This window comes from Streptococcus oralis subsp. oralis (assembly GCF_002096595.1).
Classification (GTDB): Bacteria; Bacillota; Bacilli; order Lactobacillales; family Streptococcaceae; genus Streptococcus; species Streptococcus oralis_D.
This window is the reverse complement of sequence record NZ_NCUR01000008.1, coordinates 189,330-212,978: the sequence shown is the minus strand read 5'-3', so window position 1 is coordinate 212,978 and position 23,649 is coordinate 189,330. Positions and strand designations below refer to the sequence as shown.

General features: G+C 39.5%; 27 protein-coding genes, 2 tRNA genes and 1 pseudogene. 14 read left to right on the top strand and 16 right to left on the bottom strand.

Annotated features, from left to right (window positions below):
- Window positions 1–64: 64 nt before the first annotated feature.
- From trpE to trpA, 7 genes are read left to right on the top strand one after another with little or no spacing between them, the layout of a single operon-like run.
- The gene (gene trpE / locus B7714_RS02105; RefSeq protein WP_042768748.1) at window positions 65–1,426 is read left to right on the top strand and encodes an anthranilate synthase component I; all 1,362 of its coding nucleotides are present in this window, start codon (window positions 65–67) and stop codon (window positions 1,424–1,426) included.
- Window positions 1,423–1,989 (top strand): aminodeoxychorismate/anthranilate synthase component II, encoded by a 567-nt coding sequence (locus B7714_RS02100; RefSeq protein WP_042768746.1) that lies wholly within the window; start codon window positions 1,423–1,425, stop codon window positions 1,987–1,989. The genes trpE and B7714_RS02100 overlap by 4 nt, the downstream gene beginning before the upstream one ends.
- Window positions 1,990–1,999: 10 nt before the next feature.
- Window positions 2,000–3,004, top strand: a complete 1,005-nt coding sequence (gene trpD, locus B7714_RS02095) for an anthranilate phosphoribosyltransferase (protein ID WP_049520405.1) — start codon at window positions 2,000–2,002, stop codon at window positions 3,002–3,004.
- On the top strand, window positions 3,001–3,768 hold the full coding sequence (trpC, locus tag B7714_RS02090) for an indole-3-glycerol phosphate synthase TrpC (RefSeq protein WP_049520406.1): 768 nt from the start codon (window positions 3,001–3,003) through the stop codon (window positions 3,766–3,768). The genes trpD and trpC overlap by 4 nt, the downstream gene beginning before the upstream one ends.
- On the top strand, window positions 3,755–4,354 hold the full coding sequence (locus B7714_RS02085) for a phosphoribosylanthranilate isomerase (protein ID WP_049520407.1): 600 nt from the start codon (window positions 3,755–3,757) through the stop codon (window positions 4,352–4,354). Before trpC ends, B7714_RS02085 begins: the two co-directional genes overlap by 14 nt.
- Window positions 4,332–5,555: a tryptophan synthase subunit beta gene (gene trpB, locus B7714_RS02080; protein WP_084859511.1), complete on the top strand. Its 1,224-nt coding sequence runs from the start codon at window positions 4,332–4,334 to the stop codon at window positions 5,553–5,555. The genes B7714_RS02085 and trpB overlap by 23 nt, the downstream gene beginning before the upstream one ends.
- Complete coding sequence (trpA, locus tag B7714_RS02075) at window positions 5,548–6,324, top strand: tryptophan synthase subunit alpha (RefSeq protein WP_084859510.1); 777 nt, start codon at window positions 5,548–5,550, stop codon at window positions 6,322–6,324. The genes trpB and trpA overlap by 8 nt, the downstream gene beginning before the upstream one ends.
- Here the strand turns inward: trpA and B7714_RS10015 are convergent.
- Window positions 6,296–6,382 (bottom strand): annotated as a pseudogene (locus B7714_RS10015) (prepilin peptidase); the annotation flags it as partial. The gene trpA and the pseudogene B7714_RS10015 sit on opposite strands and share 29 nt — an antisense overlap.
- A 31-nt stretch (window positions 6,383–6,413) precedes the next feature.
- The gene (locus B7714_RS02070) at window positions 6,414–7,313 is read right to left on the bottom strand and encodes a helix-turn-helix transcriptional regulator (RefSeq protein ID WP_000687279.1); all 900 of its coding nucleotides are present in this window, start codon (window positions 7,311–7,313) and stop codon (window positions 6,414–6,416) included.
- A gap of 78 nt (window positions 7,314–7,391) precedes the next feature.
- Between B7714_RS02070 and B7714_RS02065 the strand changes: the two genes are divergently transcribed.
- The gene (locus B7714_RS02065) at window positions 7,392–7,847 is read left to right on the top strand and encodes an effector binding domain-containing protein (protein ID WP_142358012.1); all 456 of its coding nucleotides are present in this window, start codon (window positions 7,392–7,394) and stop codon (window positions 7,845–7,847) included.
- On the opposite strand, the gene B7714_RS02060 is transcribed toward B7714_RS02065, so the two are convergent.
- Window positions 7,836–8,498, bottom strand: a complete 663-nt coding sequence (locus B7714_RS02060) for a prepilin peptidase (protein WP_084859508.1) — start codon at window positions 8,496–8,498, stop codon at window positions 7,836–7,838. The two genes, B7714_RS02065 and B7714_RS02060, sit on opposite strands and share 12 nt — an antisense overlap.
- Window positions 8,499–8,567: 69 nt before the next feature.
- Between B7714_RS02060 and B7714_RS02055 the strand changes: the two genes are divergently transcribed.
- The 3 genes from B7714_RS02055 to B7714_RS02045 all read left to right on the top strand — a co-directional run bounded on the left by B7714_RS02055 (window position 8,568) and on the right by B7714_RS02045 (window position 10,242).
- Entirely contained in the window at window positions 8,568–9,023 is a 456-nt protein-coding gene (locus B7714_RS02055) for a GNAT family N-acetyltransferase (RefSeq protein ID WP_084859507.1), read from the top strand.
- 103 nt (window positions 9,024–9,126) lie between these two features.
- Entirely contained in the window at window positions 9,127–9,651 is a 525-nt protein-coding gene (locus B7714_RS02050; protein WP_084859506.1) for a thiol-disulfide isomerase, read from the top strand.
- Between the two features lie 69 nt (window positions 9,652–9,720).
- The gene (locus B7714_RS02045) at window positions 9,721–10,242 is read left to right on the top strand and encodes a hypothetical protein (RefSeq protein WP_164497040.1); all 522 of its coding nucleotides are present in this window, start codon (window positions 9,721–9,723) and stop codon (window positions 10,240–10,242) included.
- 217 nt (window positions 10,243–10,459) lie between these two features.
- Here B7714_RS02045 and B7714_RS02040 read toward each other — a convergent pair whose 3' ends face one another.
- From B7714_RS02040 to B7714_RS02020, 5 genes are all read right to left on the bottom strand, one after another.
- Window positions 10,460–10,663 (bottom strand): CsbD family protein, encoded by a 204-nt coding sequence (locus B7714_RS02040; protein ID WP_000102420.1) that lies wholly within the window; start codon window positions 10,661–10,663, stop codon window positions 10,460–10,462.
- Window positions 10,664–10,704: 41 nt separating this feature from the next.
- Window positions 10,705–11,289 (bottom strand): Asp23/Gls24 family envelope stress response protein, encoded by a 585-nt coding sequence (locus tag B7714_RS02035; protein WP_071851298.1) that lies wholly within the window; start codon window positions 11,287–11,289, stop codon window positions 10,705–10,707.
- A gap of 11 nt (window positions 11,290–11,300) precedes the next feature.
- Window positions 11,301–11,471, bottom strand: coding sequence for a DUF2273 domain-containing protein (locus B7714_RS02030; RefSeq protein ID WP_084859505.1), 171 nt, complete (start codon window positions 11,469–11,471; stop codon window positions 11,301–11,303).
- A 10-nt stretch (window positions 11,472–11,481) separates the two neighbouring features.
- A complete protein-coding gene (gene amaP / locus B7714_RS02025; RefSeq protein WP_000045619.1) occupies window positions 11,482–12,045 on the bottom strand; it encodes an alkaline shock response membrane anchor protein AmaP in 564 nt (187 codons plus the stop codon).
- Between the two features lie 99 nt (window positions 12,046–12,144).
- Entirely contained in the window at window positions 12,145–12,381 is a 237-nt protein-coding gene (locus tag B7714_RS02020) for a GlsB/YeaQ/YmgE family stress response membrane protein (protein WP_042768735.1), read from the bottom strand.
- A gap of 310 nt (window positions 12,382–12,691) precedes the next feature.
- Between B7714_RS02020 and B7714_RS02015 the strand changes: the two genes are divergently transcribed.
- Window positions 12,692–14,173, top strand: coding sequence for an AcpB/EbpR/MafR family transcriptional regulator (locus tag B7714_RS02015; protein ID WP_084859504.1), 1,482 nt, complete (start codon window positions 12,692–12,694; stop codon window positions 14,171–14,173).
- Between the two features lie 253 nt (window positions 14,174–14,426).
- Here B7714_RS02015 and B7714_RS02010 read toward each other — a convergent pair whose 3' ends face one another.
- The 4 genes from B7714_RS02010 to B7714_RS01995 form a co-directional block, all read right to left on the bottom strand.
- Entirely contained in the window at window positions 14,427–15,302 is an 876-nt protein-coding gene (locus B7714_RS02010; protein WP_084859503.1) for an SDR family NAD(P)-dependent oxidoreductase, read from the bottom strand.
- A 1-nt stretch (window position 15,303) separates the two neighbouring features.
- Window positions 15,304–16,140: an alpha/beta fold hydrolase gene (locus B7714_RS02005; RefSeq protein ID WP_024056549.1), complete on the bottom strand. Its 837-nt coding sequence runs from the start codon at window positions 16,138–16,140 to the stop codon at window positions 15,304–15,306.
- Between the two features lie 13 nt (window positions 16,141–16,153).
- The gene (locus B7714_RS02000; protein WP_024056548.1) at window positions 16,154–17,158 is read right to left on the bottom strand and encodes an NADP-dependent oxidoreductase; all 1,005 of its coding nucleotides are present in this window, start codon (window positions 17,156–17,158) and stop codon (window positions 16,154–16,156) included.
- Between the two features lie 90 nt (window positions 17,159–17,248).
- Window positions 17,249–17,680 carry an Rrf2 family transcriptional regulator gene (locus B7714_RS01995; RefSeq protein WP_000379854.1) on the bottom strand — a complete coding sequence of 144 codons (432 nt, stop codon included), beginning with the start codon at window positions 17,678–17,680 and terminating at the stop codon, window positions 17,249–17,251.
- An 811-nt stretch (window positions 17,681–18,491) separates the two neighbouring features.
- Between B7714_RS01995 and B7714_RS01990 the strand changes: the two genes are divergently transcribed.
- Together B7714_RS01990 and B7714_RS01985 are read left to right on the top strand one after the other, a co-directional pair.
- Window positions 18,492–19,781 (top strand): hypothetical protein, encoded by a 1,290-nt coding sequence (locus tag B7714_RS01990; RefSeq protein WP_084859502.1) that lies wholly within the window; start codon window positions 18,492–18,494, stop codon window positions 19,779–19,781.
- Window positions 19,782–19,790: 9 nt separating this feature from the next.
- The gene (locus tag B7714_RS01985) at window positions 19,791–20,879 is read left to right on the top strand and encodes an AI-2E family transporter (RefSeq protein WP_042768539.1); all 1,089 of its coding nucleotides are present in this window, start codon (window positions 19,791–19,793) and stop codon (window positions 20,877–20,879) included.
- Between the two features lie 140 nt (window positions 20,880–21,019).
- Here B7714_RS01985 and B7714_RS01980 read toward each other — a convergent pair.
- From B7714_RS01980 to B7714_RS01965, 4 genes are all read right to left on the bottom strand, one after another.
- A tRNA-Lys gene (locus B7714_RS01980) sits at window positions 21,020–21,092 on the bottom strand.
- 61 nt (window positions 21,093–21,153) lie between these two features.
- Entirely contained in the window at window positions 21,154–21,669 is a 516-nt protein-coding gene (locus B7714_RS01975) for a DUF308 domain-containing protein (protein WP_000672739.1), read from the bottom strand.
- A gap of 364 nt (window positions 21,670–22,033) precedes the next feature.
- Window positions 22,034–22,106, bottom strand: a tRNA-Lys gene (locus B7714_RS01970).
- Between the two features lie 264 nt (window positions 22,107–22,370).
- Window positions 22,371–23,642, bottom strand: coding sequence for a replication-associated recombination protein A (locus B7714_RS01965; protein WP_084859501.1), 1,272 nt, complete (start codon window positions 23,640–23,642; stop codon window positions 22,371–22,373).
- Between the last annotated feature and the right edge of the window lie 7 nt (window positions 23,643–23,649).

Sequence of the window (23,649 nt, the reverse complement as noted above, 5' to 3'; positions counted from 1 at the left end):
ACTATTTAAGGGAAATAGAAAAAAGACAAAAAATTAGAAATAAGAAACTGAAAGGGAAATTACAATGGAACGAATCATTCATGGAGATGTCTTATCACCAATCTTGGCTTATATGCGCCTAAAGGGGCAACACAAGGTGATCTTAGAGAGTATTCCGAGAGACAAGGAAACCGCTCGTTTTTCTATCCTAGCCTATAATCCAGTTTTTGAGATTCAGTTTGAAAATGGAGTCCTCTATCAAAATGGTCAAGTGATTGATCGGGATCCCTTGGATTTCCTTTATGAAGTGACTCATAAGAGCCAACACCATTCAGATCTCCCTTTTGGTGGGGGAGCTATTGGCTTTGTCGGTTACGATATGATTTCGCTCTATGAAGAAATCGGTCAAATCCCTGAGGATACGATTGGGACGCCAGACATGCATTTCTTTGTCTATGAGAGCTATATGGTTTTTGACCACAAGAAGGAAAAAATCCATGTCATTGAGGATGCTTTCTATAGCGATCGCAGTCAAGAAGACTTGGAAAAAGCCTTGAACCAAGTACTTGAGGAATTACGCATCCCTGCTCCAAATGAATTTGAAGACTTGGATTTATCTCCGCTGAACTTCAAACCGCATATCGCTCCTCAGAAGTTTGAGGAAATGGTGGAAACAGCTCGCGACTTGATTCGTAATGGCGATATGTTCCAATGCGTGCTCAGCCAGCGTTTCTCAGCAGAAGTTACTGGAAATCCATTTGACTTCTACAGAAATCTTCGCGTGACCAATCCATCTAATTATCTCTATTTCTATGATTTTGGGGATTATCAAATCATCGGTGCCAGTCCTGAAAGTTTGGTTTCAGTCAAAAATGGTATCGTGACAACCAATCCGATTGCTGGTACGCGGCCAAGAGGAGCTACAGATGAAGAGGACAAGGCCTTGGCGACTGACCTGCTTTCTGATGAGAAGGAAACAGCAGAACATCGGATGTTGGTAGACTTGGGACGTAACGATATTGGCCGCATCTCTGAAACAGCCAGTGTCCAAGTCACCAAGTATATGGAAGTGGAGCTCTTCCGCTATGTCATGCATTTGACCAGCGTGGTCAAGGGACGTTTGCTTCCAGACCTCACTGCCATGGATGCCTTGAAAGTTACACTTCCAGCTGGAACAGTTTCAGGAGCACCAAAGATTCGGGCCATGAGACGCATCTATGAACTGGAGACGGAAAAACGAGGCGTATACGCAGGAGCAATCGGCTACTTGTCTGCGACGGGTGATATGGATTTCGCCATTGCCATCCGAACAATGATTCTCAAAAATCAAACAGCCTATGTGCAGGCTGGGGCAGGGATTGTCTATGACTCTATCGCCCAAAACGAATACCAAGAAACCATTAACAAGGCTAAATCTATGACTAGAATTGGAGAACTAAGACCATGATTTTATTGATTGACAACTATGATTCTTTTACCTATAACTTGGCTCAATACATTGGGAATTTTGCAGAAGTGCAGGTCCTGAGAAATGATGATCCTAAGCTGTATGAAGAAGCTGAAAAAGCAGATGGTCTGGTCTTTTCTCCCGGTCCAGGTTGGCCAGTGGATGCTGGAAAGATGGAAGACATGATTCGTGATTTTGCAGGTAAGAAGCCGATTTTAGGGATTTGTTTGGGTCACCAAGCTATCGCAGAAGTCTTTGGTGGGAAGCTAGGCTTGGCTCCCAAGGTCATGCATGGGAAACAGAGCCATATCAGCTTTGAAGCGCCATCTCTTCTCTATCAAGGCATTGAGGATGGTCGTCCAGTCATGCGTTATCACAGTATTTTGATAGAAGAAATGCCAGAAGAGTTTGAAGTGACAGCTCGTTCTACTGATGACCAAGCCATTATGGGAATTCAACACAAAAGCCTGCCGATTTATGGCTTCCAGTACCATCCAGAAAGTATTGGAACGCCAGATGGCTTGTCTTCTATTCGGAATTTTATTGAGAAGGTTGTAAAGTGAGGTTGCCTATATGAAAGAGATTATTGAAAAATTAGCAAAATTTGAAAATTTATCAGGTGTGGAAATGACGGATGTAATCGAGCGTATCGTAACTGGGCGTGTAACCGAAGCGCAGATTGCTTCTCTTCTCTTGGCCCTTAAGATGAAGGGGGAAACACCTGAAGAACGCACAGCCATTGCACAAGTCATGAGAGGCCATGCCCAACACATTCCAACTGAAATCCATGATGCAATGGACAACTGTGGTACAGGTGGTGACAAGTCTTTCAGCTTTAACATTTCCACAACTGCAGCCTTTGTCTTGGCTGGTGGCGACATTCATATGGCTAAGCACGGTAACCGTTCGATTTCTTCTAAATCAGGTTCGGCAGATGTCCTTCAAGCATTGGGCATCAATCTTGACCTCAAACCAGCTGAACTAGGTAAGGTTTTCGATAAAACTGGAATCGTCTTTCTCTTTGCTAAAAATATGCACCCAGCTATGAAGTACATCATGCCAGCTCGTTTGGAATTGGGAATTCCAACGATCATGAACTTGACTGGTCCACTGATTCACCCAATGGCCTTGGAAACACAGCTGCTTGGCATTAGTCGTCCAGAACTTCTAGAAAGTACAGCTCAGGTTTTGAAAAATATGGGTCGCAAACGTGCCATCGTGGTTGCTGGACCAGAAGGTCTTGATGAAGCTGGCTTGAACGGAACAACCAAGATTGCTCTTCTTGAAAATGGCGAAATCACCTTGTCAAGTTTCACTCCAGAGGATTTGGGGATGAAACACTACGCTATCGAAGATATCCGTGGAGGGAATGCTCAGGAAAATGCAGAGATTTTGCTTAGCGTTCTTCAAAACGAACCAAGTCCATTCTTGGAAACGACAGTCTTGAATGCTGGTCTTGGTTTCTATGCCAATGGTAAGGTAGCTAGTATCAAGGAAGGAGTTGCCTTGGCCCGTCAAGTGATTGCTAGTGGTAAGGCCCTAGAAAAACTCAGACTGTTACAGGAGTATCAAAAATGAGTCAGGAATTTTTAGCACGAATTTTGGAGCAGAAGGCTCATGAGGTCGAGCAGATGGAGCTGGAGGAAGTCCAGCCCCTACGCCAGACCTATCGCCTAGCTGAATTTTTGAAGAATCACCAAGATCGTTTACAGGTAATCGCTGAAGTCAAGAAGGCTAGCCCTAGTCTGGGAGATATCAATCTCGATGTGGATATTGTGCAACAGGCCCAGACTTATGAAGCGAACGGAGCAGTGATGATTTCGGTTTTGACAGATGAGATTTTCTTTAAAGGGCATTTGGATTATCTACGGGAGATTTCCAGTCAAGTAGAGATTCCGACGCTCAACAAGGACTTTATCATCGATGAAAAACAAATCATCCGCGCTCGCAATGCCGGCGCGACAGTTATCTTGCTCATCGTGGCTGCCTTGTCAGAAGAACGCCTCAAGGAACTGTATGACTACGCGACAGAGCTTGGTCTGGAAGTCTTGGTGGAAACTCACAATCTAGCTGAACTAGAGGTAGCCCACAGACTGGGTGCTGAGATTATTGGGGTTAATAACCGCAACTTGACCACCTTTGAAGTCGACTTGCAGACCAGTGTAGACTTGGCCCAGTACTTTAAGGAAGGTCGCTATTACATTTCTGAATCTGCTATTTTCACAGGGCAGGATGCAAAACGAGTAGCACCATACTTTAACGGAATTTTGGTGGGAACAGCTCTCATGCAGGCAGAAGATGTAGCCCAGAGAATCAAGGAGTTGCAGATTGACAAAGGTTAAGATTTGTGGACTATCGACCAAAGAAGCGGTAGAGACAGCCGTATCAGCAGGGGCAGACTACATCGGTTTTGTCTTCGCACCCAGTAAAAGACAGGTGACCTTGGAAGAGGCTACAGAGCTGGCAAAGCTCATTCCTGTGAACGTTAAGAAGGTTGGCGTATTTGTTTCACCAAGTCGGGCAGAACTGCTAGAAGCGATTGACAAAGTTTGCTTGGACTTGGTTCAAGTTCATGGTCAGGTAGCAGATGATTTGTTTGAGGATTTGCCTTGCGCTAGCATTCAGGCGGTGCAGGTGGATGGAAATGGTCATGTCCCCAATTCTCAGGCAGACTATTTACTCTTTGATGCTCCTGTAGCAGGGAGTGGACAGACTTTTGACTGGGGTCAACTAGATACGTCTGGACTAGCCCAGCCATTTTTCATCGCAGGTGGGCTTAATGAAGACAATGTAGAAGAAGCAATTCAACACTTTACTCCCTATGCAGTAGATGTATCGAGTGGAGTGGAGACAGATGGACAGAAAGATCAGGAAAAGATTAGAAGATTTATAGAGAGGGTAAAGCATGGCATATCAAGAACCAAATAAAGATGGATTTTACGGAAAATTCGGCGGACGTTTCGTCCCAGAAACATTGATGACAGCAGTTTTGGAGTTGGAAAAAGCTTATCGTGAAAGTCAGGCAGACCCAAGCTTCCAAGAGGAATTGAACCAACTTTTGCGCCAGTACGTAGGACGTGAAACTCCTCTTTACTACGCAAAAAACTTGACCCAGCATATTGGCGGAGCCAAGATTTATCTCAAGCGTGAAGACCTCAACCATACAGGGGCCCACAAGATTAACAATGCCTTGGGACAAGTTCTTCTGGCTAAACGTATGGGCAAAAATAAAATTATCGCTGAAACAGGTGCTGGTCAGCACGGTGTGGCAACTGCAACTGCTGCAGCTCTCTTTAACATGGAATGTACCATCTATATGGGTGAGGAAGATGTTAAACGCCAAGCCCTTAATGTCTTCCGTATGGAGCTTTTGGGAGCTAAGGTTGAGGCCGTGACAGATGGTTCGCGCGTGCTCAAGGATGCAGTTAATGCAGCCCTTCGTTCATGGGTAGCTAACATCGATGACACCCACTATATCCTTGGTTCTGCCTTGGGACCTCATCCATTCCCAGAAATCGTTCGTGACTTCCAAAGTGTCATCGGTCGAGAGGCTAAACAACAGTACCGTGACTTGACCGGTCAAGATTTGCCAGATGCCCTAGTAGCTTGTGTTGGTGGTGGTTCTAATGCTATCGGACTCTTCCATCCCTTTGTAGAAGATGAGTCAGTAGCCATGTATGGTGCTGAAGCAGCTGGACTTGGTGTAGATACAGAGCATCACGCAGCGACCTTGACTAAAGGCCGTCCAGGTGTTCTTCACGGTTCCCTCATGGATGTGCTCCAAGACGCCCATGGTCAAATTCTTGAAGCCTTCTCTATCTCAGCAGGTTTGGACTATCCAGGTATCGGTCCAGAACATTCTCACTACCACGATATCAAACGTGCCAGCTATGTTCCTGTGACTGACGAGGAAGCCTTGGAAGGATTCCAACTCTTGTCTCGTGTGGAAGGGATTATCCCAGCCTTGGAATCTAGCCATGCCATTGCCTTTGCGGTGAAATTGGCCAAAGAACTCGGACCAGAAAAGTCAATGATTGTCTGTCTATCAGGTCGTGGGGACAAGGATGTGGTCCAAGTCAAAGACCGCTTGGAAGCAGATGCAGCAAAGAAGGGAGAAGCTCATGCCTAAGACACTAACAGAAAAATTGAATGCTATCAAAGCAGCTGGAAAAGGAATTTTTGTTCCCTATATCATGGCTGGAGACCATGAGAAAGGCTTGGATGGTCTCGCTGAAACAATCCACTTTTTAGAAGATTTGGGTGTCTCAGCTATTGAAGTGGGTATTCCCTTTTCTGACCCTGTTGCAGATGGACCTGTTATCGAAGAAGCAGGCTTGCGCAGTTTAGCTCAGGGGACTTCGACCCAGGCTTTGGTTGAAAGCTTGAAAACCATTCAGACTGAGGTGCCACTTGTCATCATGACCTACTTTAACCCCCTCTTTCAGTACGGTGTGGAGAAATTTGTCAAAGATTTGGCAGATACAGCGGTCAAGGGCTTGATAATCCCAGACCTGCCTCATGAACATGCCAACTTTGTGGAGCCATTTTTGGCAGATACAGATATTGCATTGATTCCCCTAGTTAGCTTGACAACAGGACTTGAGCGTCAGAAAGAGTTGATTGAAGGGGCGGAGGGCTTTGTCTATGCCGTTGCCATCAATGGGGTGACAGGGAAATCAGGAAATTACCGTGCAGACTTGGACAAGCACTTGGCACAATTGCATCAAGTAGCTGACATTCCAGTCTTGACAGGTTTTGGTGTATCAAGTCAAGCCGATGTAGAACGCTTCAATGCGGTGTCAGATGGTGTTATCGTTGGTTCGAAAATTGTAAAAGCTCTCCACCAAGGAGAGCCGATTGAGGACTTTATCAAACAAGCAGTAGCTTACCAAAAATAATCAAACAAGTAGCAAGTAAGAGGAAAGGCACAAAAGGAAGTCTTTCCTTTTTCTTTTGAGGGTATAAGTTCATGAATGACAGTTGAATATTAGTTTGGGTATTGCTTATGAATGGTATCTATATAGTTGGTGAAATGTTTCAGGAAATGCTTAGGAGATATAACAGTGATGTATTTTCCAAAAGCAAGCAAGGTATTGTATCCCCAATCATTGTCGTTTAACGGATAAGTAATCTCGTAAATATCGCTATTAATAGGTTTTATGGCATTATAGCCTAAGAGTTCCACAAATCGATCAAGAACAATTTTCTGGACATGCAGGATGACAGGTACTTTGTTTTCATTCATCCAAGCACCACCATCATAGGGAAGTGGTGTAAAATGTCTTTTTGAAAAAGTATCGGAGAGAGTAAGTTCACTAATTCTAGCAACTTTAAAAACAGAAAAACGCGCTTTATCAGTATCGTAGGCATCCATATACCAACTCCGGTCCTTATAGACAATACGGTAAGGCTCACAATTTTTTTGACTCACCAGTCCTTGTGAATTAATATAGGAAAATTTTATTTTTACTCTACCTCTGATAGCTTCCAATAACTTAAAAATCAAAGTTCGTATTTCCAAGTTCCCTTGAGATAGAGATAAATCAATTTCGAAATCAGAGTATGTATTGGTAGCATTTAATTTCAATATAGCATTGAAAGTAGAGGCATCTTCCAATACTTGATAACGGCTTTTTAAACCAGATTCGATCGAAAGCCTCTCGGATTGGGTCAGGGGAGGTTTATCAGTTTGGAAGTCTTCCATAAGAAAAATGCCTCCATTTTTTCCTTTCATTACATAGAGAGGAATGCCTGCAAGAGATAAATCATCAATATCTCTCATAATAGTTCGTGTGCTGACTTTAAAAAGTTCTGATAATTCTTTAGCTGTTGTTTTTCGTTTATTTACTAAATGAGAAATAATCCCCATTTGACGGTCGATTTTCATAATTTTCTCCTTAAATATGACAGATAGTTGTCATATTACTTTTGTTATGATTATACCATAAAGAAAGGAGTTCATATAATGAAACATCAAACTAAACCATCGTTTACCTTAGTTGGCAAGAGTATTTTGATAGAAGGAACTACAGTTCATGAACATCACTATTCTAAAGAGAAAACGGCATTCTATAATCAGTTATTTAAAGAAGGAATGCTGGGAAAATTGATGCCCCATTCCATAGATAAAAGAGGCTATGCTTTGATAGTTCCTCATAAAGATGGTATACAATACTACGCAGGAGTTGCGGCAAATAATGTTGTGGCAGGTTACGAAAGCATTCTTGTCCCAGAGAAAGATTATTTAGTAAGCTCAGCCAGTGGTGATAAATCAAGACTCTTGTTTGACAAATTGGAGGATAACTTTTTTGAGGGAGGATATAGCTCGCTTTACAATGATGGAATTATCTTAGAAATACTTTTAAACGGTAATCCCATGGATGCAGAAGTTGAGCTTTGGGTTCCCAATTCAACAAACTAATAAGAACTGATAGAAAATTATTATAGTCGCAGCAAGTAAGAGGAAAGGCACAAAAGGAAGTCTTTCCTTTTTCTTTTGCAGGAGAAAGGCCAGAATCCCCGTCGCCGAAGCAAACTGAATCAAGATCAGCAACTCTGTCTCACTAAAGACGAGCGCACAAGAAGCCAGAAAGAGAAAATCCCCTGCGCCCATGCGAATATCGATAAAATGAGCCATGATTCCAAGGGCAAGGAAGAAGAACATAATCGGATTCCAACCACAGAAAGCCATGAGGATTAGATGGAACGTCAGCCAGACTAGTAAGGGATATTCCTGATGGCGAAAGTCGTAGATGCCCAAGGTCAAGCCAGCAGTGATTAGGATGACTTGACCAAAGGAAATCCAGCCCCATGACCAAGCCAGAAAAAGTAACCCCAAGCCTAACTCAAAAACAGCGTACAAGCCAGGATAGCGTGCCTTGCAGTAGCGACAGCGAAAGCGACCAATCACTTGAGAGATAATCGGAATCAAATCTAAGGGTCGCAAGCGAGTCTGACAGGAATCGCAGTGACTAGCTGGTCGAAGAATGGATTGCTCAGGATAACGGTCAATGACCAAACCCAAGAAAGAAGCGAGAATGCTCCCGACAAGAAAAAAATAAAGATCAATCATACTTATCTATTCGTAAAAAATAGGAGAAGTAGTATAATGGAGAAACACAGATAAGATGGTGAGGTCAAGATGATGATTCGTTTTGAAGAAAATGTGAGCACAGAGAATGCTCAGCTCTTATGCCAATGGTCCAACTCCCTTGGCAAATCCTTTCAAGAACAATGGATGGGACCAATGATTCCTTTTCCCTTAACAATTCAAATCTTGCAAGATTTGGAAGGAATCTTTTCAATCTTTGATGGACAAGAGTTTGTGGGGCTTATCCAGAAAATCAGGCTAGAAGAAAAAAATCTTCATATCGGGAGATTTTTTATCAACCCCCAGAAACAGGGACAAGGCTTAGGTAGCCAGGCTTTAAGGAAATTTGTTAGTTTGGCCTTTGAAAATGAAGACATAGATACTATTTCTCTAAATGTCTACGAGGCAAATCAAACAGCTTACAAGCTTTACCAAAAAGAAGGATTTGAAACCGTTCGAATGGTTGAAGTACCTAGACGAAAATACATCATGAAAAAGGGCAGATAGCAGTCACGTGGGACTAGAGTCCCAAGGATTTTCAAGGATAAAGAAGTCATCTTTCAAAGTTAGAAACAAGACTTCTATGATTTCTTAGATAGAGGAGATAAACATGTCGAGACCTAGAAAAATACGAATCTTGCTCGCTTCTGTACTTGCCTTAGTTGTTGGTATCACTCTTTATTTTCAGTATCAAAGCCACCAAGAACATATGCAATTAAAAACCTCCTTTGAAGAAAAGGACAATATAACTGTTTTACAACATTTAATGGATTCAGGAAAATATGCGTCTGACATGCGAAAAGCAAGCTATATTGTTCCTCCCGACGGTGCTATCCGCTTGGATGGAGGAATTGACTCCATAGGGATAAAAGGAGACATCGATTTGAAAATGTTGAATCCTAGTAGGGATGAAGTCTCGGTTTTATTTGAAACAATGGTAAATGAGGAACAAATAAATGCCTACTATATTTTAGATAATCAATTAACCCTAAAACGTAGTTATTATTCTCATATTAGGAATCAAAAAAAAGAAAGTGTGACGATATCTCAAGCCGAAGAAGAACGCCTATTAAAGGTTGTTCAAAAAGAGTTGAAAGATTTTCTAGATAAGATGTATCAGGCTTTGTATGGTTGATGTTGCTAGTGAGAAATGTATGCGAGACTCTGTTCAGAATGTCAACGAAGATGAGAAAGGAGGGACAAAATGTTTACAGAATTGCTCTTTATTGTCTCTTTTGTGTTACTTTTACGTTTGTTTAAAAGTAGGCGCTCACGAATGATTATAGGAGTCTTGTATAGTTTGCTGCTAGTTTGGTTTGTCTTTTCAGTTTTGAACTATGGCAAATACACTCTTCAACCAGGTCAATCTGTCAACTTAAGAGTAAATCCCAGAACACAAGATTTGGAATACTATTCACTCTTCATCTTGAAGAAAAACGATTCAAGTAAAATTAAATTAACTGGCTCTAGTGTTTGGAGTGAGAGTAATGGTGATGTTTACTATGAAGTAGAGGGACAAAAAATTATAAAAAGCCATGGTTTCGACAAGGAGGATGAAGAACTTCCAAACACCCAACCAGATATTTATTTAGAAAAAGATAGAGTTGTTGTGAGTTACCAAGGTGAAAAAGTATTTGATGCCACCAATAACAAACCCTACACGATCATCATTACCAATGTAGACAACCAACCAGCCCAATTTGAGGCTCAAGTGGTGGATAAATAAGTCAGTCTAGTAGTGTGCAAGCTTTTAAATTTTCTTTCTTTAAAAAGGGAGCTATTATTTTAAACAAGCAAAAAAGCCTTGAAACCAGAGCCTTTCCTGTTAAGAATCTCTTTTAACGAAAATTGGGAATCGTTTTTAGGGTCCTATATACAAAAAAGAGAACAGTAAATGTTCTCTCTTTGACTATTATTGTTATACGATAAATTAACTTTTAGTCTTATTTTTCGTCTTTGTGAAGCATGTTTTTAACACCTTCAATAGCGCCTTCGACAGCATCTTTAGCATCTTCAGCAACTTCTTTTACTTTAGAAACAACTTTTTCAGCTGCGCCTTCTTTTTCCATTTTTTCGTCGCCGATCATTTTGCCGACACCTTCTTTAATGGAACCTTTTGCTTGATTTAATTTTTCTTCTGTTGACATGATTCTGCCTCCTTTAAATTGATTGATTTAGACTAGATGAATTAGTGTACGCGAGCATTTTCCTTTGCTTCACCCTTAACGGCTTCAACACCTTCGCCTACTTTTTCTTGAACAGCAGCAACACCTGAACCGATCCCAGATTTCACTTTTTCAAATTGTTCTGAAGCAAATTCTCCTGTTGAAGAAGCCACGTCAGTTACTCGGTCTTGAAGGCTAACTGAATCTGCTTCATGCTGTTCCTTCGTTTTGATATCAACAACATTCACATTGACTTCAACAACTTCTAGATCAGTCATTTTTGTAACTTGTGATACCACAACATCTTTGATTTCCTTGTACAAAGCAGGGACATTCTTTTGGTATTCAACAACAATGTTCAAGTCAACTGCAACTTGTTCTTTCCCAACTTCAACATTGACACCATGAGTGACATTGTCTGTATTGATAATTTTTTCTGTTAGATTAGAGAAGAATCCTCCATCAACATCCAAAAGTCCAGGTACTTTTTCAAGTGAAAGACCAATGATTTTTTGGATTACTTTATTCTCATAAGTGAGTTCCCCTTTAACATCTTGAGAAACAACAGCAACATCTTTTTTTTCTACATTTTTATCTACGTTTGACATACGAGACTCCTTTATTTATTTAAATATTTTTCCTTAACATAGTATCCAGCAAATGCTCCTAAGCCTCCACAGATTAACACAAAGAGTGTTTTGAAAAAGCCAAAGGATAAGATAAAGCAAGCGAGAATGACACCTACTAAACCTGCAAGAATTGGATACTGATATTTTTTAAACCATTCCATTTTTACTTCCTTACTTTACACGACTAACAGTCTTTTTGGTCGTTTTTCGAGGTTCAACTTCTTTTACTTTAACTTCAAGTTTTACCTCACGTTCAATACCAAAGAACTGCTTTAATCCATGAGTTATTTCATTCTGAATGACTAGACATCGATTTGAGATGTTGTCTGAAGGAAGAATTTTACCTTCTACAGTAACGAAACATTTATTTTTGCGGCTATTTACATGGACCGTTGGTTCTTTCATCAACTGATGATCAATAACCAAACATCGAACAAAGCCTTCGATAGCTGAATTTTTTAGTTTTAATGTATCTTCTTGAGTTTCTAATTGAATCTCTAGATATTGTTTAGGATAAAAGAGTATCACTAACATTGAAATTAAAACTAAAACAGATAGGACAAGTGTCCCCCAAAAGACATATCTAGCAATCAGAAATTCAGCGTAGAGTTCTCTCCAACTAAATAAGTGGATTCCTAAATCACTGACCTGATGATAATCTATGAGAATAGGAAGGAAAATAGTCAAGATTAAGATACAGAAAATAAGTAACAATATTTTCTTTGATTTTGACATATTAAATCCTTTCAATTGAAAAGCTTTAAACCATAATTTTACCCGTCTACAGTATTCAAAATTATGGCTTATCACTTTTAATTTCTTATTAGGTAATGCTTATTTTTTACCAAATAGAAATGAAACGACTGCAACAACAATCACTGCACCAACGATTGACGGAATAATAGCCATTCCAGCCAATGAAGGTCCCCAGCTTCCGAGAAGAGATTGTCCTACAGATGAACCGATAAGCCCTGCAAAGATATTTGCAATTATTCCCATTGAACCACCTTTTTTAGTGATTGCACCTGCGGCGAGACCAATAAGACCTCCTACAATAATGGACCACAACATAGTGTATCCTCCTTTTCTATTTCTAAATCAAAGAATCAATTTCAGAAAATCAATTCCTTTGATTGAATTAATTATATAATATTTAAATATGGAAAGATAATAATTTGTCTTAAATTACGTATTATAAAAACACACCAAAGGTACAAATAAATAAGAAAAGATTGATGCTACTGGGTTTCTAAGGGATTAGACTAGTCTTTTGATGACAAGCAAAAGTCGTTGTAAGAGGATAAATGCACTCCATATGGTATAATTGCATGAAGATTGATAGACAATCGTTTAGTTTATTATAAAGAGAGAAAAGCTATTCATGAGAGATTTATTATCGAAAAAGAGTCACAGACAATTAGAATTATTAGAATTACTATTTGAAAACAAACGCTGGTTTCATATTTCGGAACTAGCAGAATTATTGCATTGTGCAGAACGTTCTGTAAAAGATGACTTGTCCCAGGTCAGGTCTTCCTTTCCTGACTTGATATTTCATTCCTCAACAAACGGCATCCGTATCATTAATACCGATGATAGTGATATTGAGATGGTCTATCATCATTTTTTTAAGCATTCAACCCACTTTTCAATTTTAGAATTTATCTTTTTTAATGAAGGATGTGATACTGATAGTATTTGCAAAGAGTTTTATATCAGTTCTTCCTCTCTTTACCGTATCATCCGTCATATTAATAAAATTATTAAGAAGCAATATCGTTTTGAAATTAGCCTCAATCCAGTTCGAATCACTGGAAATGAGATTGATATCCGTTACTTTTTTGCCCAGTATTTTTCAGAGAAATATTATTTCCTTGAATGGCCTTTTGAAGATTTTTCAGTAGAACCCTTGTGTAAGCTGTTGGCATTGGTCTATAAAGAAACTGCATTTCCTGTCAATTTCGCCACTCAACGAATGTTAAAGTTACTCCTCGTAACAAATTTATACCGAATAAAGTTTGGTCATTTCATGGAAGTTGAGAAAAATTCTTTTAACAACCAATTGTTGGAATCTTTCATGCAGGCAGAAGAAATCGAAGACATTGTAGCGAGCTTTGATTCTGAATATCATATCTCTCTGAATAAAGAAGTGATAGGTCAACTGTTTGTATCCTATTTTCAAAAAATGTTTTTCATAGATGAAGAAGTATTTCTCAACCATGCAAAAACAGACAGCTATGTAAAAAAATCGTATCAGTTATTGGGCGATCTAGTAGATCAGGTATCAAGAGAGTATAATCTCCAAGTAGACAATAGAGACAACCTGATTTGGCATCTGCATAATACAGCACATCTGCATCGCCAGGAATTATCGACAGAGTTTATCTTATTTGATCAAAAAGGCAATACAATCAAGAACTTTCAAAATATTTTCCCTCGCTTTGTTTCAGAGGTGAAGGAAGGGATTGAACATTATCTAGAGGCTTTGGATATGGATCGTAATTCAATGAAGGTCAATCATTTGTCTTATACTTTTATCACTCATAGCAAACACTTGGTGTTAAATCTTTTACAAAATCAACCTAAATTAAAGGTTTTGGTCATGAGTAATTTTGATCAGTATCATGCAAAATCAGTAGCAGAGACACTTTCTTACTATTGCAGTAACAATTTTGAACTGGAAGTTTGGAGTGAATTAGAGTTATCCCTTGATGCTCTAAAAGAATCACCTTATGACATCATTATTTCTAATTTTATTATTCCTCCTATTGAAAATAAGAGACTGATCTATTCCAATAATGTCAATACAGTCGCTCTCATCTCTTTGCTTAACGCAATGATGTTTATTCGATTAGACGAGTAACTAAGAATAACAAAAAAGCCTTGACTCCAAGGCTTTTCCTGTTGTATTTAAATGCCCTGCAAGCATTTTTAAGAAATCTTCATCTTGAAACTAACCAAAAATGTTGAAATATAAACGATTTTTGGAAGATACTTGGAATAATTTTGAATGTGATTATTTCAAAACGTGGCAAAAGTGGGGCAAATTATTTAGGATATAGAAAATAGATAAGTTTTGATATCATCTTTTTCTTGATAGTCGAGTCATAATAAAGTTAAGATATTGTGGACTTATTTTGAAACATCTCAATCTTATCATTGCAATAAGCGATTAAATCCTGAGATCTTTCAAAAGTATAACCTTTTTCAGAAACTGTTTTGACAGTTTTATCATCAAAATAGTAGCCTGTCAAACCAGTGACTTCTTCTGATAAGGTGAGGTAGTAGCCTGTTTTAATTCCCTCATCTAAATCTTTTGAAAAAGATTTCATCAGGCGTCCAAAGAGAGACTTTTTCGTTTTTTCATCACTAGAATCGTTCCCCAAATTGGTTGAAATCAAACCTGGATGGTAAGAATTGATGGTGATGTTTGAACCTCTTAAGAAGAACTCTCTGGCTAGATAGCGTGTCATCCAAATAGTGTAAAGTTTAGAATTATTATAGGCCAATCCGGGATTATAATTGTTCTCAAATCCAAAGTCTAAATCCTTGACCTTGGCAAAATGATGCATATAGGAGGAGGTATTAATGATACGACCGTCAGGCGCTTTTTCTAACAAGGGACCTAGCTTAGTTGTTAAAATATAGGGAACCAGAACAGATAACATAAAGGTCAACTCGACATTTTCAGCACTCGCTTTTCGTTCTTTTCCAGCATAAAGGCCTGCATTGTTAAACAAGACATCAATACTTTGAAATTCTCTCTTGATTTCCTCTACAAATCGATAAACATCATCTAATTTTGAAAAATCTGCAAGGTAGCTAGAAACTCTGCCTCTCAAGGAAACGGTCCTAACCTCTTGAAGCGCCAGCTCAAGTTTTTGAGGATTTCGACCATGGAGGATGACATGATGCCCTTCACTAGCCAATTTCTTTGCCAAATGTTTACCGATACCGTCAGTAGCACCTGTAATCAGAATAGTTTTGACCATCTTAGTCCTCCAAGAAAGCAATGACTTTTTTTGAAAACTCCTCTGCATATTGGAAGATCGAACCGTGACCAGCATTTGGATAGATGATCAGCTTACTATTTTCGATTTTTGCATGCATATCGTAAGAATTTTCCGTTGGAACCTGCATATCCTTGTCCCCGTTGACGATTAAGGTTGGTTGGATGATAAATTTTAGGTCGTCTTGCGAATCTTTCCCCCAACGTTTAATAGCTTTGAGTTGAGTTAGGAATCCTGATAGGTTCATATCTTTATCCGCAAATTCCTTTGTTCTCATACCCATTCGTCCTAGGACTTTCAAGGCTTCAATTTTCCCTTGATCATCATGATTATAGAAGATATAGCGTTTAGGATCGATGCGCTCGAGTCCAGCTTTAAACATATAACTAAAGGTTTTCCCTGTGACCTTATCGACCTCTTTTCCACCTCGAGGTCCTGTTCCAGCCAAAATCAAACGGTTCACTAGAGTAGGCTTGATTCGGATGATTTCTTGGGCAATCATACCTCCCATAGAAAGGCCAAGAAGATTGATTTTATCGTAACCAAGCGCTTTTACAAAGTCAATTGTCTGCTCAGCCATTCCAGGAATAGTCGGAGCAACTTTGCCCTGACTGGCTCCTACTCCAGGAAGATCGACTACAATGACATGGTGCTTTTCAGCAATCAAGTCTAAGAGTTTAGGATCCCAGTTATCGAGAGTTGCTGCCAAATGGACCAGCATCAGAAGAGGTAGTTTTGATTTGCCTTTACTAAGTTCGCGATAAGCGATTTTGTTCCCGTCGACCGTGATGTATTGATTTTTAGTTGTAAGATATGACATTGTGTTTTCCTTTTTATTTCTTAAAGCTGAGGACTGTTTTTCCACGTGAGCGACCATTAGCGACCTTGTCTAATGCGCTATTTACCTCTTCAAATGGATAAACTGTATCGATAGAGGGTTTGATTTCTAATTTACTAAAGAGGTCAGCTACCTCTTGTAATTGAGCGCCATTGCTTTCTACAAAGATAAAATGATAGTGGACGCCATATTTTTCCGCCATCTTATCAAATTTGCGACCTGCTAAGCCAAGAATCATCTGTTTCCATTTTGGTAGATTCATGCGTTTGGCAAAGGCACCGTTTGGCATGGCACGAAGGGAAACAAGATGACCACCTTTTTTCATGATAGACATTTGTTTTTCAGTTTCAGCCCCACCAAGTGTATCGAGGACATAATCAACCTGGCTAACAGTTTTTGTATAATCCTCTGTTTTGTAATCGATAAATCTATCTGCTCCTAGTTTCAGAACACGCTCAGCACTATCTCCAGCTCCATTGGTGATGACCTTCAAACCTTTGGCCTTGGCAATTGGAATGGCCATTCCACCGACACCACCAGTCCCACCAGAAATAAAGATCGTTTTCCCAGCTTGAGCGCCCATGAGTTCAAGAGCCTGTATAATGGTCAAGGCAGTAAGAGGAACAGAAGCAGCCTCCTCGTCTGATAGATAGTCTGGAACCTTGGCTAAGGCTTGGCTATCGACAGCTACGTATTCTGCAAAGGCGCCGATATGATCAAGTGGCAGACGGCCAAAGACACGGTCTCCTATCTGAAAGTTGTCAACTTGCTTGCCAATGCTTTCAACGATCCCACCGACCTCGTTACCTGCAGTTTGAGGAAGTTTGTAAGGAACAATCATCTTGACCTCACCACGAGAGATCATGTTATCGAGAGGATTAACACCGGCTGCGGTGACTTTCACCAATACTTGTTTGTCTGTAATACTTGGTTTAGCGATTTCTGTGATGTTCAGTGTGATATTGTTTTTGTTATAAGTAGTGTGTTGTGCGGCTTTCATGTGATTTCTCTTTTCTTTTTCTATATGATTTTATACCTGTATCTGATACAAGTATATGTTATTTCCAGTAAAAACTGACTTGTTATCAAATCAGTTTCGGACTTGTTTAGCTTGTTTATATAGATTGTCAATGACATCTTCTAAAGTTTGATTTGCTAATTCCTTCTCTAATTGAGATTCGGCACTAGCGAAAAGCGGTGAAACTGCTCCTTGGATATGTTTTCCAACAGGGCAATCAGGATTGCTATTTTGATGAACAGGGAATAAACTAATGTGATTGATTTCTTGAGTAGCATAGTAGATCTCTAGTAAAGTCATTTTCTTTGGAGACTTACTGAGTTGATAACCTGTTTTTCCTTGCTGGGAATGAATCAAATCTGCATTTTTCAATAAGGCAATCACTTTTCGAATGTAACTAGCGTTAGTCCCAACACTAATAGCTAGTGCTTGAGAACTTAAGGTTTCCTTGCTTTCACTAATCATTGTTAAGATATGCAAAGCAACTGAGAATTTTGTATCCATATGAATCCCTCTCTTAATAAACTTGTATCAGATACAAGAGCAAGTATAACATAAATTAAAAGAAAAGCAAGTCTTTTGTTTTAAATTTTAAAAAATTTTGAGTGCAATCAGATTAGAGCTGTCTGGGAAGGGTGTTCATAAAATTATACCGTTGATATCCATTAGTTGACCAAAAGTAGAACAGATACACAAAAAAGCCTTGATTCCAAGGCTTTTCCTGTTGTATGTAGATGCCCCCATGGATTTGGGAGACTATATCATCTTGAAAGTAATTAAAAAGTTGAAATTTAAGTGATTTTCGGAAGGTACTTTTAGGTATTTTCAATGTCATGATTTAAAAATGGGGCAAAAGTGGGGCAAAAACCATACAGATTCTAAACTGTATGGTTCTTTTTTTATCTAACCAAGAAAGGTTAAAACTTATTAAAACAAATGCAATCAACTGTTGAAAACTTTTTAGTCCGTGTAATATAAAAACAAGTAAAAAGTTGAACTATAGGGAATATTGTGTCATAATAGGTAATATATGAATAATTAATAGATTGGAAATAATGCTTTCTTACCTTAACAAGTTGAATTGGTTATACATTTTTTCGTCGCAATTGTGTCTATCTCTCGAGTTTAGCTAGTTTTTATAAGCTCTGGTTTCTAATCAATATAACAAATTTTAGAAGTGCATAAGACAAGATGGTGACATTACTACAGTCATTTCTAGTCACCATATGTTGCTGGCACAGGCTGTTTGTAGTGTTGGCTATTTACTAGTCAGTTTAATCGGAGTGTTTAATTTTTATTGTTGAAAGGTTTTTATATGGCGAAAATTCTATCTTTAGGTCTGACAGGTAAGAAATTACTTGCTCAGGGGTTCTTGTTTGTTCTGCTAGGTCTCATCTTGATGGTCACGGGGACTTGGTTGCCAGTAACAGTTATTCGCCTGGTTCTGTTTTTAGCTTGGATAGCAACGGTCTTAGATTTAGTATTACGTATTTTCAAAAAAAGTCAGTCAACGGACACCTTGGGAGTTGCACTGGTTAAATTGTTAGTGCTGGGATATTTGCTTGGCTCCAATCTTGCGACGGATGTGCCGATTTATATTTTGGCTCTTGTGATTGGAGTTTATCAGATTTTTCATGCTAGTATTAACCTTGTCACCTATGTTCTCTACCGCAAAAACAAAATTCGACCTCGTTTTCGTCTCTTACTAGATGGACTCGTACTAGTTTTTCTTGGTGGGACTAGTCTTTTGTCCTCTACAGGAAATTCTGTCTTTCAACTCTTTGTATTAGGGGCTTATTTTTTCCTTTATGGTGTGTCCAATATCCGTGATGGTTTCTTGTTTGAGGAGGAAATTGGGAAAAACCATCTCAAACGTCGTGTAAGAATTAGCTTACCTATTGTCCTAGCCGCTCTCATCCCTGCAAGTACTTTAGCAAAAATCAATAAATTCATGCAGGAAAATGCTGATGAGAGAGAGGATATCCATCTTGGAATGGTGAAGTCTGGTAAGACAGCGGAGCTTGAAATTTTTATTCATACAGCTGAGACCTCTCTGTTTTCGGCAATTGGTCATGTGGATATCTGCTATCAAGGCCGTGTTATTTCTTATGGCAACTATGATCCGTCTTCTGAGACCTTATTTGGCATGGTAGGAGATGGTGTCTTATATTTCTGTGATCGTGACAAGTACATTGACCTATGTAAACGTGAGAGTCAAAAAACGCTTTTTGGTTATGGGATAGATTTGACGCCTGAAATGGAAAAAGCAGTTCAGAAAAAGTTGGCTGAATTGAAACAACTGACAATTCCATGGGAGCCAAGTGCAGATAAAATCATGACAGGTGATGGTAAGGAAGACTACACCTACGCTTATAAAATCAGACACGAGACAGATGGGGAACTTTATAAATTTATCAAATCTAAGTTTAAATCCTACTTTGTCTTATCTACAAACTGTGTGCTCTTGGCTGATACCATAGTCGGTCAGGCTGGCACCGATATCCTCTCACCCAAAGGATTTATCGCTCCAGGAACTTACCAAGCCTACCTTGATCGAGAGTTTGAAAAACCAAATAGTATAGTCGTATCTAAACATGTTTATTAAGGAGAATTTATGAACTTAGTTAAAAAATATACTCCGTTAATCCTTTTTATAGGGCTGGTTGCTCTTGTAATTCTGAATGCATCGAGCTTTATATCAGGAGCAATCTCTCTCTTTGATGTAATATCAACCTTGATTTATGGTGCTGTTATTGCTTTTGTGCTTAATGTTCCTATGAAAAAAATTGAACAGTATTTAGTTAAATTGAAGGTAAAGGCAGAGTTGCGTCGTCCGATTGCCATGGTACTTGTTTTCCTAGCTCTTATCTTAATCGTGATTGCTCTTTTGGTTTTGGTGCTGCCAACCCTAGCTCAGACTATTAGTCAGCTGGGAACAGTCCTTTCAACAGTCCTGACTCAACTTAGGAAATTGCTAGACAGCTCGGAATTTGTAACCAAAGACATGCTGTCAACTATCGTATCAGGAATTCAGGGACAGTCTAGCTCTATTAGTCAAGCTTTGATAACCTTCTTATCCGGTCTGACTAGTAATATAGGAAATATTTTTTCAAGTATAATGAATGCCTTTCTGATTATAGTATTTACCTTTTCATTTTTATCCAGTAAGGAACATCTGGCAGCGATGACGAGTCGACTTCTAAAAGTTATATTTCCAGAGAAAGTGGTGACAAAGTTAACTTGCATTGGACAAGTAGCACTAGAGACTTATGACCAATTTTTGATGAGTCAGCTGATTGAAGCAGTCATCATAGGAGTTATGATAGCGGTTGGTTACAGCGTGTTTGGGATACCCTATGGAGTAATGACAGGTATCTTTGCAGGAGTGCTATCGTTCATTCCTTATGTAGGGCCTATGATTGCTTGTGTTGTGGGAGCGATTTTTATCTTCACAGTGAGTCCTACTCAAGCCTTACTTTCTCTTCTTCTATATCAAATCATACAACTGATTGAGGGAAATCTTATCTATCCCAAAGTTGTGGGTCAATCTATTGGCTTACCAGCCCTTTTCACGCTTGCGGCTGCTAGTATCGGAGGGAATCTTTTCGGACTACTTGGAATGATATTCTTTACCCCCGTATTTGCTGTTATCTATCGACTGGTTAAAGAATTTGTCGTTGCAAAGGAAAATCAGGTAGATTAAGAAAAACTAAATTTAATAAGATATACTGAGAAGAGAGTGAGAGATTCTCTTCTCTTTTATTTTTAAATACTTTTCTACAAAAAGCTATTAGACGTTAAAAAAAGCCTTGGTTTCAAGGCTTATTTCTGTTGATTTAGATGTGCCCCCTGCAGGGCTCGAACCTGCGACCCATAGATTAAGAGTCTACTGCTCTACCAACTGATCTAAGAAGGCAAATAAAAAGCTGAGAATGTAACTTCCCAGCTTTTTTAATATGCCCAAAATGGCAGCTAGATTATTTACGAAAGGCATCAAGGATATAGGTGAAACCAACAATTAAAAATGCAAAGGCAACGACATAAACGACAAAGACACTTGTAGCTACTGGATTGAACAAAATCACTAGACCTAGTAAAAATGCAAGCAACGCTATCCACATGATATGGTTGCCAATAATAGGGAAAATCAATCCCAGACGATTGCCTTTAAAGAAAGCTATAATGGCTTCTACAATTAACCAAATTCCTAAAATAGTTGGAATGACAACTGGCAGCGTCACAAAGCCATAGGCAACGAGGTAAAGAGCTAAGAGAAGATTAACAATCCCTTGGAAAAGATGAGCTGGTGAGCGAAGCTCTTTTGGTACAGAGAAATAGCCTAAAATAGCTGCTATAGAAGAAACCAGTAAACCAAATGCAATCCACCAGCTGTAAGCAACAAGATTAGCTACTGGGTTTGTAAATAGGAAAAGTCCTAAAAGGACAAAAACAACTCCTGCAAGGAATAGCAGTAAACGATTAGAAAATTTCATTTCAATACCCCCTATATAGTCCTATATAGTATAGTATAGTTTGATAATAAAAATATTATACACCTTTTTAGAGGAAATGTCAATAAACAAAATGGAAAATTTGGAAGTTTCAGTCTGATTTATGAAAAGAAAATCAGTTTTTATTATTTTGAAAATAAAAAGAGAAGATAAAATTTGTCTTCTCTACATGAAAATATTGTATGGAATCAAAGCAAAAGTAACTGGCTTTACACTATTTGTTAAGATGTAATTTGATTCAAAAAGAAAAGATAGATTTAAAATGTGGGACAAATGATGGGGTAAATCAGTTATAGACAAGCAAAAAAAGCCTTGATTTACAAGGCTTTTTCCTGTTGTATTTAGATGCCCCCTACAGGGATCGAACCTGTGACCCACGGATTAAGAGTCCGCTGCTCTGCCAGCTGAGCTAAGGAGGCAAAGAAAAAAGCTGTATTGGTGCCGAAACTTCACGGTTTGTATTGAACCCGCGCAATTAAGCAGGTGGGCAACTCGCTCTAACTGAAGCTGTTTCCGTGTGAGACGGCCTACATGCTGTTAGAAGACTTTTGTTTCCCTAAAAATACAAAAAATAGTCGGTCAACACTTAAGTGTGAAGTCGTACACCACAGCGTTTCTATATTTATATGATACCACTTTTTTAAAAAAATTCAAGAGGAAAATTTATTTTTTTGAAAAGGATTTCACAAGTTCCGTAATTTATCAATGGTTTCCTTGCGTTGCGCCAAGGCCCGTTCGTACTTGCCAGTATCTTCTGGAGTGAAGTAGTGCTGGTCTTTGATTTTTTCTGGCAGATAGTCTTGCTTGACCCAGTTTCCAGGATAGTTGTGTGGATAGAGATAGTCTTGCGCATTCCCTAGTTCCTTGCTTCCACTGTAATGACCATCACGTAGATGTCGTGGAATAGGCAAATGCCCGGATGTTTTGAGATCAGCAAGAGCCTTGTCCATAGCCACATAGGCTGAGTTGGACTTGGGAGAAAGGGCCAAATCAATGACGACATTGGCAATGAGAATGCGAGCTTCTGGGAAACCAATCCTTTGTGCGGCATCTAGAGCAGTTACGGTATGGATCTGCGCTTCAGGATTGGCCAAACCAATATCCTCATAGGCAATCACAGTCAAACGACGGGCGAGGCTAGGCAGATCCCCAGCTTCAATCAAGCGGGCTGCGTAATGAAGACTGGCATCCACATCTGAGCCGCGGATGGATTTTTGAAGGGCAGAAAGGACATCATAGTGCCCATCCCCATCCTTGTCCATGGTAATGTAACTCCTCTGCAAGCTATTTTCCATGATATCAAGCGTGATATGGCGGATGCCCTTGTTATTCTCAGAGGTAGAGAGAACAGCCAAATCTAGTGAATTAAAGGCAGAACGCAGGTCTCCATTGGTAGAGGTTGCGATGAAATCCAGCGCATCCCCATCTAGCTCAACTGGGAAGTCAAAACCGCGCTCAGGATTAGTGAGAGCGATCTGAATCGCTTCTTTGACGTCTTGGTTAGACAGAGGTTCCAGTTCAAAAATCTGAACCCGGCTACGGATGGCAGGAGTGACAGAAAAGAAGGGATTTTCAGTCGTTGCGCCAATCATGATAACCAGACCACTTTCCAAAAGTGGCAGAAGAAAGTCTTGCTTGGTCTTATCAAGACGATGAATCTCGTCCAGTAACAGAACTAATCCTCCAGAGAATTTAGCCTCTTCAGCGATTTCTTGGAGTCGCTTTTTACTATCCACTGTCGCGTTAAAGGTCCGAAAGGCATACTTGGTCGTTCCAGCGATGGCAGAGGCGATACTGGTCTTGCCGATTCCTGGAGGTCCATAGAGAATCATGGAGGACAGACGATTGGCTTCCACCATGCGACGGATAATTTTTCCAGGTCCGACCAGATGCTCCTGACCGATGACCTGGTCGATGGTTTTTGGGCGCATGCGAAGCGCGAGATTGTCTGGCATAGCAGTC

Bases quoted from the DNA above. Each gene is read 5' to 3' on its own strand.
- B7714_RS01975 (WP_000672739.1), bottom strand. From the start codon at position 21,669: ATGAAATTTTCTAATCGTTTACTGCTATTCCTTGCAGGAGTTGTTTTT.
- trpD (WP_049520405.1), top strand. From the start codon at position 2,000: ATGAAAGAGATTATTGAAAAATTAGCAAAATTTGAAAATTTATCAGGT.
- B7714_RS02060 (WP_084859508.1), bottom strand. From the start codon at position 8,498: ATGATTGATCTTTATTTTTTTCTTGTCGGGAGCATTCTCGCTTCTTTC.
- B7714_RS02020 (WP_042768735.1), bottom strand. From the start codon at position 12,381: ATGTTGTGGTCCATTATTGTAGGAGGTCTTATTGGTCTCGCCGCAGGT.
- B7714_RS01995 (WP_000379854.1), bottom strand. From the start codon at position 17,680: ATGGATACAAAATTCTCAGTTGCTTTGCATATCTTAACAATGATTAGT.
- B7714_RS02000 (WP_024056548.1), bottom strand. From the start codon at position 17,158: ATGAAAGCCGCACAACACACTACTTATAACAAAAACAATATCACACTG.
- B7714_RS01985 (WP_042768539.1), top strand. From the start codon at position 19,791: ATGAACTTAGTTAAAAAATATACTCCGTTAATCCTTTTTATAGGGCTG.
- B7714_RS02055 (WP_084859507.1), top strand. From the start codon at position 8,568: ATGATGATTCGTTTTGAAGAAAATGTGAGCACAGAGAATGCTCAGCTC.
- B7714_RS02100 (WP_042768746.1), top strand. From the start codon at position 1,423: ATGATTTTATTGATTGACAACTATGATTCTTTTACCTATAACTTGGCT.
- trpE (WP_042768748.1), top strand. From the start codon at position 65: ATGGAACGAATCATTCATGGAGATGTCTTATCACCAATCTTGGCTTAT.
- B7714_RS01965 (WP_084859501.1), bottom strand. From the start codon at position 23,642: ATGCCAGACAATCTCGCGCTTCGCATGCGCCCAAAAACCATCGACCAG.
- trpC (WP_049520406.1), top strand. From the start codon at position 3,001: ATGAGTCAGGAATTTTTAGCACGAATTTTGGAGCAGAAGGCTCATGAG.
- B7714_RS02065 (WP_142358012.1), top strand. From the start codon at position 7,392: ATGAAACATCAAACTAAACCATCGTTTACCTTAGTTGGCAAGAGTATT.
- amaP (WP_000045619.1), bottom strand. From the start codon at position 12,045: ATGTCAAAATCAAAGAAAATATTGTTACTTATTTTCTGTATCTTAATC.
- trpA (WP_084859510.1), top strand. From the start codon at position 5,548: ATGCCTAAGACACTAACAGAAAAATTGAATGCTATCAAAGCAGCTGGA.
- B7714_RS02070 (WP_000687279.1), bottom strand. From the start codon at position 7,313: ATGAAAATCGACCGTCAAATGGGGATTATTTCTCATTTAGTAAATAAA.
- B7714_RS02015 (WP_084859504.1), top strand. From the start codon at position 12,692: ATGAGAGATTTATTATCGAAAAAGAGTCACAGACAATTAGAATTATTA.
- B7714_RS02030 (WP_084859505.1), bottom strand. From the start codon at position 11,471: ATGGAATGGTTTAAAAAATATCAGTATCCAATTCTTGCAGGTTTAGTA.
- trpB (WP_084859511.1), top strand. From the start codon at position 4,332: ATGGCATATCAAGAACCAAATAAAGATGGATTTTACGGAAAATTCGGC.
- B7714_RS02005 (WP_024056549.1), bottom strand. From the start codon at position 16,140: ATGTCATATCTTACAACTAAAAATCAATACATCACGGTCGACGGGAAC.
- B7714_RS01990 (WP_084859502.1), top strand. From the start codon at position 18,492: ATGGCGAAAATTCTATCTTTAGGTCTGACAGGTAAGAAATTACTTGCT.
- B7714_RS02050 (WP_084859506.1), top strand. From the start codon at position 9,127: ATGTCGAGACCTAGAAAAATACGAATCTTGCTCGCTTCTGTACTTGCC.
- B7714_RS02010 (WP_084859503.1), bottom strand. From the start codon at position 15,302: ATGGTCAAAACTATTCTGATTACAGGTGCTACTGACGGTATCGGTAAA.
- B7714_RS02045 (WP_164497040.1), top strand. From the start codon at position 9,721: ATGTTTACAGAATTGCTCTTTATTGTCTCTTTTGTGTTACTTTTACGT.
- B7714_RS02035 (WP_071851298.1), bottom strand. From the start codon at position 11,289: ATGTCAAACGTAGATAAAAATGTAGAAAAAAAAGATGTTGCTGTTGTT.
- B7714_RS02040 (WP_000102420.1), bottom strand. From the start codon at position 10,663: ATGTCAACAGAAGAAAAATTAAATCAAGCAAAAGGTTCCATTAAAGAA.